Source organism: Mycobacterium sp. IDUB_36, assembly GCF_055419225.1.
This window is the reverse complement of record NZ_JBVAXH010000001.1, coordinates 728,142-741,673: the sequence shown is the minus strand read 5'-3', so window position 1 is coordinate 741,673 and position 13,532 is coordinate 728,142. Positions and strand designations below refer to the sequence as shown.

The following is a 13,532-nucleotide window of genomic DNA, read 5'->3' as shown; positions in this document are numbered from 1 at the left end:
GGCGACGCGGTCCGGCTACTTCTTGTCGCGGGGTAGTCGGCAGCCGGTGTAACCGGAGACGACGAGGTTGCCCCGGTAGCCGATCTTGATGAACAGGCCGGTCGGACCGTAGAAGCCGACATCGTGGTTGCCGGGCTGGTCCTTCATGACCTGAATTTCGGTGGCGTCGAGCTTGGCCGCGGCGTCTTTGGCGGCGTTTTCGATCTTTGCCCAATTCGATTCGGAGACATCGACATTCGCGGCGACCTGATTCGGCAGGAAGAACCGCTTTCCGTCGGTCTTCTCATAGGGACGTTCGCACTGGTCACCCGACCCTTCCTGCGGCGTCTCCCAGGTGATGGTCGGGATGAGTTGGCTTGCCGCGGCGGTGATCTGGGTGATCGCGGCCTGAAGTTGGGTCTGGGTGTCTTCGAACGACGGCAGCGATCTCAGCGTCTCGTCGGCCTTGGCGGCGACAGACGGTGCGGTGGGTTCGTAGGGCTGGTTCACGTGGCATCCTCCTGCGACTGAAGCGATGGCGGCGACGGCGACAGCGCCGGCGAACAACGCGCGGGGCGACCGTGACATGGGCGCGTCTCTCATTTCTGGGGCACCGCCTGAGTGCCGAGTCCGGCCAGGACGGCGGCGATGTTGTAGTTGGTGGTCCGAAGTCCGCCTCCGTCCGGGAAGCGGGGGTAGTCACTATGACCCTGCGCCCCTTGCAAATCCAAGGTGCCGCCGTGCCCGTCGGGCACGACCGTCGGCGCGGTGCTCAGGTGGGTGAAGTTGGGGTTGGTGGCCGGATTGGGCCCGAAGTCACCCGCGCCGCTGGCGTCGGCACCGGCCAATAGTGTTTCGGCGAGCGCGTTGAACGGCGGCGGCAGTAGCGGAGCCACCGTGTGCGCGATGACCGGCCCGTCGTACACCCACTGGATGGGATCGTCCGGGGTCTCCATGGTGAACACGTGCCCGGGTTGCAGATGAAGATCCTGGGGTGTGGATGCTTCGATGCCGGGGGAGCCGTAGAACAGCGCCCGCGAGACTCCGTGATCGCCGGGCTCTTGCAGCGCCAGCCCGGTGGTCAGCGAGCCGTAGGAGTGGCCGATCGCGGTCAGGTCCGCGGGTCCGCCTTGGTGGGCGGCCTGGATTCCGTCGTAGAAGCCGGCCAGGTCGTGGGCCCCGGCTCGGGCGATGTCGTCATGACTGACGCCCCAGCCGCCGACGGCCGATGCGCCGGGTTGGTCGAATCCGGGCACCTGCGGCGGGTCGTAACCGATCCACGCGATCGTCGACACGCTGTCGTGCTCGTGGCCGGGGGTGAGGCTTAGTTGGCGAAGTGCCTCGGTTCTGGCGTTGGTGGCTTCGGATGACATGCCCTCGATCGCGCCGTGCACGGTGGTGTTGAGCCCGGGTGCGGTCACCGACACGTGGGTGGACTTGTCCGGGTCGCCGACCGCGACGGCGGCGCGAGCCTGCTTGCCGGTCTGGGTGTCGAGCAGCATCAGCTTGCGATCCGGGCTGGCGCGAACAGCCCGGTCGACGGCTTGCAAATCGGGGAGGTATTTGGATTCCTCACGGGCGGAATCGTATTGGCGTTGCCATGCTTCGTAGTCGAGTCGGTCGTCGAAGATCGCGCCCGGCTGGTTCGGTGACGGGATGTTCTGGCCCTGAGCCCAATCCGGGTGCTGCGCCCGGAGGTCGTCGGCGCGCGCCGCGGCGGCCGTCGCGCTGCCCATCTGGTCGGCGAGGTTGAGCCGGTTGTAGTGATCCCGGTCGACGGCGGCCAAGCCGTTGCTGTTGCCGATGTTGTGGTTTCGGCCGTACAGCCAGTTTTTTTCCTCGGGTGTGAGCTTGTCCCACAGATCGTGGAGTTGCTTCGGGTCGGTCGGTAACGGCTGGGAGAGGGCCTGCTGGATCTCGGGCCGGTTGTCGTGCGGCATCGGCGTGATGGGTGCGTCGCCGTCGGCCATGTTGATCGCCGCCGCCAACTCGGCATCGACGGTGTTGGCCTCGGCCAGGATCTTGTCGAGCCGCGGCTGCAGCTGCATCTCGGCGAGGAGCGCCTCCATGGGCGGACCGTTGAACGACGGGCTGGGCACCACCGTGTTGGTCACCGGGTCGATGGTCATGTGCAACTCGGTGGCGTCGGCGCGCAAGGCGCGCAACTCGGACTGCACGTGCTCGATGTCGTTGGCGGCCTTGCCCGCGGCCTGAGCGACGGCGATGGACTCGTTGCCGTGTGCGTCGAGGTCCTGGCGGATGGTGGCGTTGGCGTGTTTCCTGGCCTCGGCGGTGGCTCCCTCCCAGGTGTCGAACACCGAGAGAGCGCTCAACTGACGGGATGCCTCCAGCGTGGCGTGGCCGCGCGCCCCGGCGGCGTGGAACACCTCACGCACCGACTCGGCGCTCCATCGGTCGATATCCGCCACCGTGACCCCCACGACTACGACCTCGGCCGATCCGCCCGTCGCAGCGTGCAGCGGCCGGCACGGTGCTTCGACGGACGCCACCGCGGCTCGCGATCCATGGGCACGCGCTTACGCTACGCCGTTCGACGCGGTGTCGAATGCGCCAAATCCGTCGGTGTCGTCGCCCGGTTTGCGCTCATGCCGGGTGGAAGGGAGGCGGGAACGTCTGATCGTCGCGGCGGCGTTGCCCCGCATCGCTCGATCAGTGACAGCACTGACCCCGCGGATTGTCTGCGATCGGCCGGACACCGTCGGGCGTCCGAAATAAGGTGATGCCAGCGGTTTTCAGCTGAGCCGGCGGCGGAGCGCCGCGGGCGGGCACGGCAGACGGGGATGCATCGCACGATGACCGGACTCAGCGAACAGCTTCGCGAACAGATGGTGGACACCGTTCTGGGCCGGATTCGGGTGCAGGTCGGGGGGTCCGGCGCGCCGATCGTCTTCTGGCCGAGCCTGTTGATGACCGGCGATATGTGGCATGGCGTGGCCGCCGATCTCCTCGGCCGCCACCAGGTGGTGCTCGTCGACCCTCCTGGACAGGGCGGGAGTCAGCCTCTGACGGATTTCTTCAGTTTCGAGGAATGCGCGCGCTGCGTCGCGGACATTCTCGACGGGCTCGGTCTCGAGAAGGCGCACTTCGTCGGCAACTCGTGGGGCGGCATGATCGGTGCCACCTTCGCCGCGACGTATCCCCAGCGGATCGGGGGAGCGGTCCTGATGAATTGCACGGCCGGCCGCGCCGGGCTTCGTCAGAAGGTCGAGTTCGCGATCTTGCTCCGGGTGGCGAAGTGGACGGGCGAGATCGGCCCGCTACTCATTCGTCCCGTGCTGAAAGCCTTTCTGGGGCCCACCACGATGCGCGAGCGGCCGGAAGTGGTGGCGCACGTGAGAGACGCGGTGACGTCCCTGGACATCCACTCTGCCTGGTGGGCGGTCAAGAGCGTCGTCACGCGCCGCCCCGACCAGCGAGCGTTGTTGGCTCGCATACGAACACCGGTGATGGTGGTCGGCGGCGCCGAGGACGTGACGTTCCCGCCACGCGACGCCATCGAGATGGCCAAGGCCATCCCGGGTGCGTCGATTCGGGTGCTGGACGGGGTGGCCCACCTGGCAGGGTTGGAGAATCCGGCTCTGGTGAGCGCCTTGGTCGCGCAGTTCCTGTTCAGCGAACGCGAAAGCGGCTCTCCCGCAACATAGATGCGGGTCAGGTCTTGTCCTCGTTGGCCCGCGGGAAGCCGCCGCCCTGCGGGAACAGCGGGAACACCACGTCATCCAGCTTCATGGCGTCGCCGCTGGCCTTGTTGACCGTCGCGCCCCACACATTCCCGTCGGGTGACATCCGCAGCGCCCATGCGTGTCCGTGGGTGTCCTGTCGCACGACGTCGGGTTGGCCGGTGACCGCGCCGGTGCCCTGCGCGAGGTGGATCGCGACCGTCTGTTTGGTGTTGACCAGGTTCACCAGAACGGTCCCGTCGAGCGCCGAACACCCGGCGGCTCCCGGCCGGTCCGGCCAGGTCCACACCGTCGAGACTTTGGAGTCCTTGGTGATCCGCTGCAGGCGATCCGAGGTCGGGGTGCGGTCGACGACGAACATCGAACCGTCGACCGGGTCGACGCACAGACCGCCGCCCGCGCCGAGGCCGCTCAGCGCCGTCGTCGGCGGTGCCTGGTTGACAGTGGTGGGCTGCTCGATCCGAATCACCTTGCCCGCCAGCGACGCCGGATCGTTGGCCATCGCGGGGTTGCCCGCGTCGCCGGTCAGCACGACCAGCGTGGTCGGGCTGGTGAAGAGCAATGCGCCGGTATTCCCGTTACCGCCCTTGGGAATTCCCGTCAGGATGTCCTTGGGGGTGTCGCCGTCGGCGACTCTGATGACGCGGTTGTCGGTGGGGGTGCTGATGTAGGCGTACATCAACCGGTCTTGTGAGTACGTCGGCGAGAGCACGATGTCCATCAGCCCGCCATCACCGGCCGGGTCGACGGGAATGACGGTCTTCACCCTCGGCTCGGCGCTGACCGACACCTCTTTGACGGCGCCGGTTGTGCGCTCGGCGACCAGTGCCGACTTGCTGTCGGGCTGCATCAGCAGGCCGCTGGTGGTTTCCAGGCAGCCCTGCATCACCCCGGGGGCGGGGCACTCCTTCGGGAACGGCTTGTCGGGCAGCGGCGGCGGGGGAGGTGGCGGCGAACTGGGCGCACCGTGGCGCTCCGGTTCGGTGGTGAACGGCTGCGACTGGATGTCGTTGAACTGCGCGCAACCGGCCAGGACGAGCATCGTCGAGCAGAGCACGGGCATGCTGTGCCGCCTCGACCACCTCAACCGCATAGCTGCCAGATTACGGATATGTCGGCGCGTGTGCCCGCGACGGGTGCCGCGTGACATCCGTCTTCGTCCGCAAACACCGACCCGCGCCCCATGCCAGGCGAATCGCCACCGCGAAAGCGCCGCTCAAATCCCCGATTCGCAGGAATTTGCCCTTACCCTGGCACGGGTGAGCAGTCAACCGAATGACGCGCATTGGCAACGACAGGACTCCTCCGCGGTGCCTACTGCGGCGCGACCGGCGTCCGCAAGCCTGGTCGACCCCGAGGACGACCTGCCGTCAGACACCTACGCAGGCGACTTCGAGACCACCCAGATCCCGCACTACGACTCCGCTGACTCGGGCAGTGTCCGCTCTGCCAGCAGCGGCTTCGGACTGATGCCCGGTCGGCAAGAGCCCTTGCCCTACCAGCCTCAACCCACCGGGCAGCACTCGATCTTCGCCCCCGAGGGCATCGACGAACACGAGCAACTCGACGACGAGCGGGTTCGCGCCGCCAACCGGCGCGGCACGCAGGACCTGGGTCTGCTGATCCTGCGGGTGGGCCTCGGTGGCGTCTTCGTCGCGCACGGACTGCAGAAGCTGTTCGGTTGGTGGGGCGGGCAGGGGCTGAGCGGCTTCAAGAATCAGCTGTCCGACATCGGCTACCAGCACGCGGACATCCTCACTTACTGCGCGGCCGGCGGCGAGATCGCTGCCGGTGTGCTGTTGGTGCTCGGCCTTTTCACGCCGCTGGCCGCGGCCGGCGCACTGGCCTACCTGACGAACAGCCTGCTCGCCGGCGTGTCGGGGCAGCACAACCCCCGGTCGTTCCCGTATTTCCTGCCGAACGGCCATGAGTACGAGATCACGCTGATCGTGCTGGCCGCCGCCGTCATCCTGGTCGGACCGGGACGCTACGGCTTCGATGCCGGTCGCGGGTGGGCCCGGCGGCCGTTCATCGGGTCGTTTGCCGCGCTGGTGCTGGGCATCGGCGCCGGTGTCGGGCTGTGGATTCTGCTCAACGGCGCGAATCCGGTCGGCTAGCCCGCGTACGGATTGGGGACGCGACCGGCGCTGGCCCGGGTGAGTTGCGGCAGCGTCGCGAAGGTGACAGCGGGTAACCGCAACGGGCGGCCGTTTTTGATGTCGGCACGGGCCCACGAGCCTCTGTTGAATCGCAGACCCTCGATGTCTTCCCAAGGCACCGATCGACTGCCGAGCAGCGTGCGCACGGTGACCCCGGCGGCGTCGGCCTGGGTTCGGAGGCGAAAGATCAACGCCGACAACAAGACTGGCAGGATCAGCAGCGGCGCGGTGGACGGCCAGGTCTGCACCGGCACGAGCAGGCCCAACGCGAAGAAGCCGACCGCGAAGTGGGCCATCGGCGAGATCCTGATCACCACCGGTGCCGCGGGTGCCGGTTCCGCCGACTCTCCAACCATGTATGCATCATGGCATCGACGTCTGAGCTGGGTTTCCCGGTGAGCCGGGCAGCCATCGAGATTTGACGTTTGACCAGTACGGAGGCTAGCGTCGGGGGGCGATGAACACTTCTGGAGAGCTCGTAGTAATCCACATGCGCGTTGGTGCCTGACTGATCGAAGTCGACCAACGCGCAACCCTCGTGCAGCTGCTGAGCTGACGGGGGTTTTTTGTTGCCCGCCCCTTTCCAGAGCAAACGCACGACGAAGAAGGACACGAGGACCCCGTGAGCGCACCCACCAGATCGCACTCCGATCCGCAGGCAGCCGCTTCCAAGCCTGCGTCACCGGAGGTGGCCCGTATCGCCACCGACGCGGCCAAGCAGGCCGACAAACCGCCGACGGTCCGGCCCAAACATGTTGCGCCTGAGCAACTTACTGGTGCCCAGTCGGTAATCCGGTCGCTGGAGGAGCTCGACGTCGAGGTCATCTTCGGGATTCCCGGCGGCGCTGTGCTCCCGGTCTACGACCCGCTGTTCGACTCGGAGAAGTTGCGGCACGTGCTGGTTCGCCACGAACAGGGCGCCGGCCACGCCGCCAGCGGCTACGCGCACGCCACCGGGAAGGTCGGCGTGATGATGGCCACCTCCGGCCCGGGCGCGACCAACCTGGTCACACCGCTGGCCGATGCGCAGATGGACTCGATCCCGGTGGTCGCCGTGACCGGCCAGGTCGGGCGTGCGCTGATCGGCACGGACGCCTTCCAGGAGGCCGACATCTCCGGCATCACCATGCCGATCACCAAGCACAACTTCCTGGTTCGCAACGGCGACGAGATCCCCCGTGTGCTGGCCGAGGCGTTCCACATCGCCAAGAGTGGACGGCCGGGTGCGGTGCTCGTCGACATCCCGAAGGATGTGCTGCAGGGCCAGTGCACCTTCAGTTGGCCGCCCCGGATGGATCTGCCCGGCTACAAGCCGAACACCAAGCCGCACAACCGTCAGATCCACGAAGCCGCCAAGCTGATCGCGGCCGCGCACAAGCCGGTGCTGTACGTGGGTGGCGGGGTCATCCGCGGCGAGGCGACCGAGGAGCTCCTCGAGCTGGCCGAGCTGACCGGTATTCCGGTGGTCACCACGCTGATGGCGCGCGGCGCATTTCCCGACAGCCATCGTCAGCAACTGGGCATGCCCGGCATGCACGGCACCGTCTCCGCGGTGGCCGGGCTGCAGCGCAGCGACCTGCTGATCGCGTTGGGCACCCGTTTCGATGACCGGGTCACCGGCCAACTGGATTCGTTCGCGCCAGAGGCCAAGGTCATCCACGCCGACATCGACCCCGCGGAGATCGGCAAGAACCGGCACGCCGACGTGCCGATCGTCGGAGACGTCAAGGCCGTCATCACCGAACTGATCGCGGCGTTGCGGCACAAGCGGGAGTCGGGCGCCGACATCACCGACATCGCCGAGTGGTGGGCCTATCTGGACGATGTCAAGGCCACCTATCCGCTGAGCTACGGACCGCAGAGCGACGGCAGCCTGAGCCCGGAGTACGTCATCGAGAAGCTGGGCGAGATCGCCGGCCCCGAGGCGGTGTACGTCGCCGGCGTCGGTCAGCACCAGATGTGGGCGGCGCAGTTCGTCCGCTACGAGAAGCCCCGAACCTGGCTCAACTCCGGCGGTTTGGGCACCATGGGCTATGCGATCCCGGCGGCGATGGGCGCCAAGTTCGCCCGACCGGACGCCGAAGTGTGGGCGATCGATGGCGACGGTTGCTTCCAGATGACCAACCAGGAATTGGCCACCTGCGCGATCGAGGGCGCACCGATCAAGGTGGCGCTGATCAACAACGGCAACCTCGGCATGGTTCGTCAGTGGCAGACGCTGTTCTACGGGGAGCGCTACTCCCAGACCGACCTGGCCACCCACTCGCGTCGGATCCCGGACTTCGTCAAGCTGGCCGAGGCGCTCGGTTGCGTCGGATTGCGTTGTGAGCGTGCCGAAGACGTCGTCGACGTGATCAACCAGGCCCGAGCGATCAACGACCGTCCAGTGGTGATCGACTTCATCGTCGGCGCTGACGCGCAGGTCTGGCCGATGGTGGCCGCCGGCACCTCGAACGACGAGATCCAGGCCGCCCGCGGCATCCGCCCGCTGTTCGACGACGGAACCGAAGGGCACGCGTGATGACAACCGGATCGACGACCACGCACACCCTTTCGGTGTTGGTCGAAGACAAGCCCGGTGTGCTGGCCCGTGTCGCGGCGCTGTTCTCGCGGCGCGGGTTCAATATCGAGTCGCTGGCCGTCGGCGCCACCGAGCAGAAGGACATGTCGCGGATGACGATCGTGGTCTCCGCCGAGAGCACCCCGCTCGAGCAGATCACCAAGCAGCTCAACAAGCTGATCAACGTCATCAAGATCATCGAGCAGGACGACAACAGTTCGGTGTCACGAGAGCTGGCACTGATCAAGGTGCGGGCCGACGCCGGAAGTCGCAGTCAGGTGATCGAGGCGGTGAACCTGTTCCGCGGCAAGGTGATCGACGTGTCGCCGGAATCGCTGACCATCGAGGCCACCGGTGACCGCGGCAAACTCGAAGCGCTGCTGAAGGTGCTCGAACCCTTCGGTATCCGCGAGATCGTGCAATCGGGAGTGGTGGCGCTGTCCCGGGGACCGCGGGCCATCGGCACCGCCAAGTAGCTAATTCATTTCGGTAATCAGATCGAAAAGCCAAGATAGAAGGAGACATTCAGGTGGCTTTGGAGATGTTCTACGACGACGACGCAGACCTGTCGATCATTCAGGGCCGCAAGGTCGGTGTGATCGGGTACGGCAGCCAGGGGCACGCGCACTCGCTGAGCCTGCGCGACTCCGGCGTCGACGTCCGGGTCGGCCTCAAGGAAGGCTCGAAGTCGCGGGCCAAGGTCGAGGAGCAGGGCTTGACCGTGGACACGCCCGCCGAGGTGGCCAAGTGGGCCGATGTGATCATGCTGCTGGCGCCCGACACCGCGCAGGCCGACATCTTCAAGAACGACATCGAGCCGAACCTCAAAGACGGTGACGCCCTGTTTTTCGGGCACGGACTCAACATCCACTTCGACCTGATCAAGCCGCCCGGCAACGTCACCATCGCGATGGTGGCGCCGAAGGGGCCGGGGCACTTGGTGCGCCGTCAGTTCGTCGACGGCAAGGGTGTGCCCGCGCTGATCGCCGTCGACCAGGACCCCAACGGCAACGGTGAGGCCCTGGCGCTGTCGTACGCGAAGGCCATCGGCGGCACCCGCGCCGGCGTCATCAAGACCACCTTCAAAGACGAGACCGAGACCGACCTGTTCGGTGAGCAGGCGGTGTTGTGTGGTGGCACAGAGGAATTGGTGAAGACCGGTTTCGACGTGATGGTCGAGGCGGGCTACCCGCCGGAGATGGCCTACTTCGAGGTGCTGCACGAGCTCAAGCTGATCGTCGACCTGATGTACGAGGGCGGTATCGCCCGGATGAACTACTCGGTGTCGGACACCGCGGAGTTCGGCGGCTACCTGTCGGGACCGCGGGTGATCGACGCCGACACCAAGGAGCGGATGCGGGCCATCCTGCGCGACATCCAGGACGGCACCTTCACCAAGAGGTTGGTCGCCAACGTCGACGGCGGCAACAAGGAGCTCGAAGGTCTGCGCAAGGAGAACGCCGAGCACCCGATCGAGGTCACCGGTAAGAAGCTGCGCGACCTGATGAGCTGGGTCGACCGGCCGATCACCGAGACCGCCTAAATCTCGGGCACTTTCGAGGTCGAGCGGCCCGGCCAGCCGGGCGCTCGGCGTCGCGCGCCCGCCTGGCCGGGCGCTGCTCGGAGCTGAGTCGCCCCGCGAACGTCACTACCCGGCGGGCGCACCGGCGCATCGAAATCGACGCTAGCGTGGCATGTTTCGGCGTGTCGTCACGCTAGCGTCGATCTCGCTGTTCGGGTGGGTCTACGCGAGCGCCGAACACCGGCTGCCGCACGCCGCCGTTGCTGAATTCCGGACACCAGGGCCGGTGCCCGTTGTCGTCGGCCCAAACCAACTGAAGGGCCTGCACGGCGGGGCCGTACAGCGCGATGGCCATGCGCAGGTGGGCATCGGGATGCTCCACCTGAACGACGCAGACTTCCACCTCATCACCAATGAAGACGAAGTCGCCCGGTACTGGTCTTGCGCCGTTCACCAGGTAATCGGCGACGCTGTTCAGGGTCAGCGTCGCCCGCTCTGGGGACATCCCAGTCACCATCAATTCGGGTAGCCCTCGAGAGTGCAATCCGATCGTGTACGCGAACGGTCTGCGTTCGCTTTCCACGAATTGCACTGCCCAACCGTGCTCGCTCACCGTCTGGCGAAGGACATCCAGCCATTCCTGCATGGTGGCCCCTGGGTGATCGCATTTCCAGCACATACGTCTTCTCCTGTCGTCGTACTTGACGACAGGATCCGCCCGGACACCGACACCTCACCGAACGTGCACCCAGGGCGAAATTTTGGCGATTTTCTCGCACTGAATGCACGCTCGGTGCTGCTCGTGGCCGTGATCCACGACCGCGGCGCAATCCGGCACAACCGCGACTGTGCCCGACGGCGGTGACCCGCTGCGCCCGGCTTCGCCGCGCTTGCGATCACCGCATAGGCTTGCCCGCGTGAGCCTGCCTGTTGTTCTCATCGCTGACAAACTTGCCGAATCAACCGTTGCCGCGCTCGGCGACCAGGTCGAGGTCCGCTGGGTGGATGGCCCGGACCGGCCGAAGCTGCTCGCGGCGGTGCCTGAAGCCGACGCGCTGCTGGTCCGCTCCGCGACCACCGTCGACGCGGAGGTGCTCGACGCCGCACCGAAGCTCAAGATCGTCGCCCGCGCCGGCGTCGGCCTGGACAACGTCGACGTCAAGACGGCCACCGAACGCGGTGTGCTGGTGGTCAACGCGCCGACCTCGAACATCCACAGCGCCGCCGAGCACGCCCTGGCGCTGCTGCTGTCGGCCGCGCGGCAAATCCCGGCGGCCGACGCCACGCTGCGCGAGCACGCCTGGAAGCGCTCGTCGTTCTCGGGTACCGAGATCTTCGGCAAGACCGTCGGTGTCGTCGGCCTGGGCCGCATCGGGCAGCTCGTCGCTCAGCGCCTGGCTGCATTCGAGGCCCACATCGTGGCCTACGACCCCTACGTTTCGGCGGCGCGGGCGGCCCAGCTCGGGATCGAATTGCTGACGCTCGAGGAGCTGCTCGGCCGGGCCGACTTCATCTCGGTGCACCTGCCGAAAACCCCTGAAACGGCAGGCCTGATCGACAAAGAGGCGCTGGCGAAAACCAAGCCCGGCGTCATCATCGTCAACGCCGCCCGCGGTGGACTGATCGACGAGGCCGCGCTGGCCGACGCCATCACCAGCGGACACGTGCGTGCCGCCGGTCTGGACGTGTACTCCAAGGAGCCGTGCACCGACAGCCCGCTGTTCGAGCTGCCCCAGGTCGTGGTGACGCCGCACCTCGGCGCGTCGACCGAGGAAGCCCAGGACCGGGCCGGCACCGACGTGGCTGCCAGCGTGAAGCTGGCGCTGGCCGGTGAATTCGTTCCCGACGCGGTCAACGTCGGCGGTGGAACGGTCAGCGAAGAGGTGTCGCCATGGCTGGATCTGGTGCGCAAGCTCGGTGTGCTGGCCGGCGCGCTCAGCGAGGAACTGCCGAACTCGCTGTCGGTGCAGGTGCGCGGCGAGCTGGCCGGCGAAGAGGTTGAGGTACTTCGACTTTCAGCGTTGCGCGGACTGTTCTCCGCTGTCATCGAGGACCAGGTGACGTTCGTCAACGCGCCGGCGATCGCCGAAGAGCGCGGCGTGGCCGCCGACATCAGCACCGCTACCGAGAGCCCCAACCACCGCAGCGTCGTCGACGTACGGGCGGTGGCCGCCGACGGGTCGGTGGTCAATGTGGCCGGTGCGCTGTCCGGCCCGCAGCAGGTCGAGAAGATCGTGCAGATCAACGGCCGCAACTTCGACCTGCGCGCCCAGGGCATCTACCTCGTCATCAACTACGCCGATCAGCCTGGGGCACTGGGCAAGATCGGAACGCTGCTGGGCACCGCCGGGGTCAACATCCAGGCCGCGCAGCTGTCCGAGGATGCCGAAGGTCCGGCTGCGACGATCCTGCTGCGCGTCGACCGCGACGTCCCCGCCGATGTGCGCACCGAGATCCGGTCCGCCGTCTCGGCCAACAAGCTCGAAGTGGTTGACCTGTCGTGAGACTCGCCGTCATTCCGGGTGACGGGATCGGGCCGGAGGTGATCGCCGAGGCGGTCAAGGTCCTCGATACGGTGCTGCCCGGTGTGGACAAGACGCACTACGACCTCGGCGCCAAGCGATTCCACGCGACGGGTGAATTGCTGCCCGATTCGACGGTGGCCGAGCTGCGTGAGCACGACGCGATCTTGCTCGGCGCGATCGGCGACCCGTCGGTGCCCAGCGGTGTCCTGGAGCGGGGCCTGTTGCTGCGGCTGCGATTTGAGCTCGACCATCACGTCAACCTGCGACCGGGCCGGCTCTACCCGGGCGTGAGCAGCCCGCTGGCCGGCGACCCGAAGATCGACTTCGTGGTGATCCGCGAGGGCACCGAGGGCCCCTACACCGGGACCGGCGGCGCCATCCGCGTCGGCACCCCGCACGAGGTTGCCACCGAGGTCAGCACCAACACCGCCTTCGGTATTCGACGCGTCGTCGAGGATGCCTTCGCGCGCGCTCAGCAGCGTCGAAAGCACTTGACGCTGGTGCACAAGACGAACGTGCTGACCTTCGCGGGATCGTTGTGGTCGCGGACAGTCGCCGAGGTCGGGGAGAAGTATCCCGCGGTCGAGGTGGCCTATCAGCACGTCGACGCCGCGACGATCCACCTCGTCACCGATCCCGGTCGCTTCGACGTGATCGTCACCGACAACCTCTTCGGCGACATCATCACCGACCTGGCCGCGGCCGTCTGTGGCGGAATCGGGTTGGCGGCCAGTGGAAACATCGACGCGACCCGCACCAACCCGTCGATGTTCGAGCCCGTGCACGGTAGTGCGCCCGACATCGCCGGCCGAGGGATCGCTGATCCGACCGCCGCGGTTATGTCGGTGGCGCTGCTGCTTTCCCACGTCGGCGAAGACGCTGCCGCCGCGCGAGTGGACCGGGCCGTGGCTTCCCATCTGGCCAGTCGCCCGAGCGAAAAGCTATCCACCGCCGAAGTCGGCGAAAGGATTGTGTCCGCGCTCTAGTCTCCAGGCCGGGCGGCAGCGTCCTGGCCGGCACGATGGGCACCGCGAGGAGCGGGAACAGCGCGCAGACAACGAATCCCGGTGGATAGCCGTGCGCCGT

At 67.0% G+C, this 13,532-nt stretch carries 12 protein-coding genes; 7 read left to right on the top strand and 5 right to left on the bottom strand.

Annotated elements, in window-relative coordinates; translation table 11 throughout:
* Positions 1-15: 15 nt before the first annotated feature.
* Positions 16-489, bottom strand: a complete 474-nt coding sequence (locus ACZYW1_RS03545) for an LppA family lipoprotein (protein ID WP_463783322.1) — start codon at positions 487-489, stop codon at positions 16-18.
* A gap of 89 nt (positions 490-578) precedes the next feature.
* Positions 579-2,489: an alpha/beta hydrolase gene (locus ACZYW1_RS03540; RefSeq protein ID WP_463783320.1), complete on the bottom strand. Its 1,911-nt coding sequence runs from the start codon at positions 2,487-2,489 to the stop codon at positions 579-581.
* Positions 2,490-2,792: 303 nt separating this feature from the next.
* On the opposite strand from ACZYW1_RS03540, the gene ACZYW1_RS03535 reads away from it, so the two are divergent.
* Positions 2,793-3,644, top strand: coding sequence for an alpha/beta fold hydrolase (locus ACZYW1_RS03535; protein WP_463783318.1), 852 nt, complete (start codon positions 2,793-2,795; stop codon positions 3,642-3,644).
* A 7-nt stretch (positions 3,645-3,651) separates the two neighbouring features.
* On the opposite strand, the gene ACZYW1_RS03530 is transcribed toward ACZYW1_RS03535, so the two are convergent.
* Positions 3,652-4,773 carry a PQQ-dependent sugar dehydrogenase gene (locus ACZYW1_RS03530; protein ID WP_463783315.1) on the bottom strand — a complete coding sequence of 374 codons (1,122 nt, stop codon included), beginning with the start codon at positions 4,771-4,773 and terminating at the stop codon, positions 3,652-3,654.
* A 166-nt stretch (positions 4,774-4,939) separates the two neighbouring features.
* Between ACZYW1_RS03530 and ACZYW1_RS03525 the strand changes: the two genes are divergently transcribed.
* Positions 4,940-5,797: a DoxX family protein gene (locus ACZYW1_RS03525; protein ID WP_463783312.1), complete on the top strand. Its 858-nt coding sequence runs from the start codon at positions 4,940-4,942 to the stop codon at positions 5,795-5,797.
* Here ACZYW1_RS03525 and ACZYW1_RS03520 read toward each other — a convergent pair.
* Positions 5,794-6,195: a PH domain-containing protein gene (locus ACZYW1_RS03520; RefSeq protein ID WP_463783309.1), complete on the bottom strand. Its 402-nt coding sequence runs from the start codon at positions 6,193-6,195 to the stop codon at positions 5,794-5,796. The two genes, ACZYW1_RS03525 and ACZYW1_RS03520, sit on opposite strands and share 4 nt — an antisense overlap.
* Before the next feature lie 266 nt (positions 6,196-6,461).
* On the opposite strand from ACZYW1_RS03520, the gene ACZYW1_RS03515 reads away from it, so the two are divergent.
* From ACZYW1_RS03515 to ilvC, 3 genes are all read left to right on the top strand, one after another.
* Positions 6,462-8,360 carry an acetolactate synthase large subunit gene (locus ACZYW1_RS03515; protein WP_463783308.1) on the top strand — a complete coding sequence of 633 codons (1,899 nt, stop codon included), beginning with the start codon at positions 6,462-6,464 and terminating at the stop codon, positions 8,358-8,360.
* A complete protein-coding gene (ilvN, locus tag ACZYW1_RS03510; protein WP_463783306.1) occupies positions 8,360-8,875 on the top strand; it encodes an acetolactate synthase small subunit in 516 nt (171 codons plus the stop codon). The genes ACZYW1_RS03515 and ilvN overlap by 1 nt, the downstream gene beginning before the upstream one ends.
* A gap of 65 nt (positions 8,876-8,940) precedes the next feature.
* Complete coding sequence (ilvC, locus tag ACZYW1_RS03505; protein ID WP_463787659.1) at positions 8,941-9,942, top strand: ketol-acid reductoisomerase; 1,002 nt, start codon at positions 8,941-8,943, stop codon at positions 9,940-9,942.
* 172 nt (positions 9,943-10,114) lie between these two features.
* Here the strand turns inward: ilvC and ACZYW1_RS03500 are convergent, their stop codons facing one another.
* Entirely contained in the window at positions 10,115-10,567 is a 453-nt protein-coding gene (locus ACZYW1_RS03500) for a DUF4262 domain-containing protein (protein ID WP_463783305.1), read from the bottom strand.
* 271 nt (positions 10,568-10,838) lie between these two features.
* Here ACZYW1_RS03500 and serA point away from each other — a divergent pair, with 271 nt between their 5' ends.
* The gene (serA, locus tag ACZYW1_RS03495) at positions 10,839-12,425 is read left to right on the top strand and encodes a phosphoglycerate dehydrogenase (RefSeq protein WP_463783303.1); all 1,587 of its coding nucleotides are present in this window, start codon (positions 10,839-10,841) and stop codon (positions 12,423-12,425) included.
* Positions 12,422-13,432, top strand: coding sequence for a 3-isopropylmalate dehydrogenase (locus ACZYW1_RS03490; protein ID WP_463783301.1), 1,011 nt, complete (start codon positions 12,422-12,424; stop codon positions 13,430-13,432). The genes serA and ACZYW1_RS03490 overlap by 4 nt, the downstream gene beginning before the upstream one ends.
* The last annotated feature ends 100 nt before the right edge of the window (positions 13,433-13,532 follow it).

Excerpts from the sequence above, each read along its gene's own strand:
- ACZYW1_RS03535 (WP_463783318.1), top strand. The coding sequence starts at position 2,793 with ATGACCGGACTCAGCGAACAGCTTCGCGAACAGATGGTGGACACCGTT.
- ACZYW1_RS03530 (WP_463783315.1), bottom strand. The coding sequence starts at position 4,773 with ATGCGGTTGAGGTGGTCGAGGCGGCACAGCATGCCCGTGCTCTGCTCG.
- ACZYW1_RS03520 (WP_463783309.1), bottom strand. The coding sequence starts at position 6,195 with ATGGTTGGAGAGTCGGCGGAACCGGCACCCGCGGCACCGGTGGTGATC.
- ilvN (WP_463783306.1), top strand. The coding sequence starts at position 8,360 with ATGACAACCGGATCGACGACCACGCACACCCTTTCGGTGTTGGTCGAA.
- ilvC (WP_463787659.1), top strand. The coding sequence starts at position 8,941 with ATGTTCTACGACGACGACGCAGACCTGTCGATCATTCAGGGCCGCAAG.
- ACZYW1_RS03500 (WP_463783305.1), bottom strand. The coding sequence starts at position 10,567 with ATGCAGGAATGGCTGGATGTCCTTCGCCAGACGGTGAGCGAGCACGGT.